The organism is Streptomyces sp. LS1784, assembly GCF_020103755.1.
Taxonomy (GTDB): Bacteria; Actinomycetota; Actinomycetes; order Streptomycetales; family Streptomycetaceae; genus Kitasatospora.
In genome coordinates this window covers 1-1,617 of sequence record NZ_JAHSQD010001011.1, presented here as the reverse complement: position 1 = coordinate 1,617, position 1,617 = coordinate 1, and the positions used below count along the sequence as shown (strand labels likewise).

Below are 1,617 nucleotides of genomic sequence, written 5' to 3'. Positions count from 1 at the left end.
CCTGCCACAACGCCCGTTGCTCACCGGCAGCAGCGGCCGGAGCCGCTCCCATTGACTGTCAGTCAGATCACCCCTACTCCCCATAGTCATATCAACGACTCAACTGATCGACAGGACACGGCCTAGCCCCGTCCTTCGCACATGACTGGTTCGGATGAACTGGTGCGCGGGCCTGCGGGCCCTGGCCGGCCTCGACGGCCAGGACGATCCCGTCCGAAAACCGGTTGGGTTGGTCCCCGAACCACCCCTAGAGTGGCGCGATGGCGACTCAAGTGATCATTCTCAACGGCGGTTCCAGTTCGGGGAAGACCGGTCTGGCCCGCTGCCTCCAAGCCGTCCTGCCGGACCCGTGGCTGACGTTCGGGGTCGACACGCTGATCCAGGGCATGCCCCCGTCCATCCTGGCTTCGGAGGCGGGGATCGACATCGGCGCGGACGGCTCGGTGTCGGTGGGGAACGGCTTCCGGGAGCTGGAGGACGCCTGGATGGCGGGGATCGCGGCCATGGTCCGCGCCGGGGCGCGGGTGATCGTGGACGAGGTCTTCCTCGGCGGCCCTGCCTCCCAGCAGCGGTGGCAGCGGGCCCTGACGGGCATCGAGGTGCTCTGGGTCGGGGTGCGGTGCGAGGCGGAGATCGCGGCGTGGCGCGAGGTCACCCGAGGCGATCGGGTCACGGGGATGGCCGAGGCCCAGGCCGAGACCGTCCACCAGGGGGTGCGCTACGACCTGGAGGTGGACACGGCCGGCACCGAGTCCGTGGAGTGCGCGCGGTCGATCGCGGCGCGGCTCGGCTGACCCGCACGGTCCGCGAGGTAGCTCGATTGCTCGCCGTGTTCGAACGAGCACGGTCGACGAGCATAGACGCTGCGGGAAGGGCGACGGTTGCGGGGTCGGTCCGGACGGCCGGGCCCCGCGGAGGAGCCCGCCGTACCGCGCGGTGCCCCTCCTCACGTGGTGCGCGTCGGCGGGGCCGGAGCGCCCGGGGCGGGGCGGGTGCCGCCACCGGTACGGGATGGCGCTACCGCGCGCCGATTCGGTGGGCACGCAGGGCGGCGGCGCCGGTTTCGGCGAGCCAGTCGGCAAGGGTGCGCAGTCCGGGGTGGATGACGCGCAGCGCCTCGATGTCGGCGTGCCAGCGGTGTCCGGCGGCCCACTGCCGGCGGACCTCGGCGAACTCCGGGTTCAGCGCGGCCGCCTCCTCGTGGGTGACCCACTCGTAGCGCACCGGGGTGCCGGTCGCGGCACTGATCGCGGCGGCGGCCTCGACCGGGGTGAGGTCGTCGCCGGCCAGCTCCAGGGTCCGTCCGGCGAACCGCTCCGGCTGTTCGAAGGCCAGGGCCGCGAACTCGGCGATGTCCTCCGGGGCGATGACCTGCAGGGGCTCGTGCGGGGCGAACAGGTGCCGGTGGACGCCGTCGACGATCCCGTCGAGGCCGACGCCGGTCCCGAAGTAGTTCGTCATGAACCGCACCGGGCGCAGCACGGTCACCAGCGGGAACCGCTCGCGCAGGTACTGCTCGACGCGCCGCTTCCCCGGGGCCGCGAACGCCGCGCCGGAGGTCGAGGCGACGCTGGTGAACACCACCTGGCGGACCCCCGCGGCGGCAGCCGCGGCGGC

General features: G+C 72.8%; 2 protein-coding genes. One reads left to right on the top strand and one right to left on the bottom strand.

The window, feature by feature from the left end; all coding sequences use genetic code 11:
• Nucleotides 1-260 precede the first annotated feature (260 nt).
• Entirely contained in the window at nt 261-794 is a 534-nt protein-coding gene (cpt, locus tag KS423_RS45170) for a chloramphenicol phosphotransferase CPT (protein WP_224285470.1), read from the top strand.
• A gap of 223 nt (nt 795-1,017) precedes the next feature.
• Here cpt and KS423_RS45165 read toward each other — a convergent pair.
• The coding region (locus KS423_RS45165) for an NmrA family NAD(P)-binding protein (protein ID WP_224285469.1) at nt 1,018-1,617 on the bottom strand (600 nt) is incomplete at its 5' end.

Bases quoted from the DNA above. Each gene is read 5' to 3' on its own strand.
- cpt (WP_224285470.1), top strand. From the start codon at position 261: ATGGCGACTCAAGTGATCATTCTCAACGGCGGTTCCAGTTCGGGGAAG.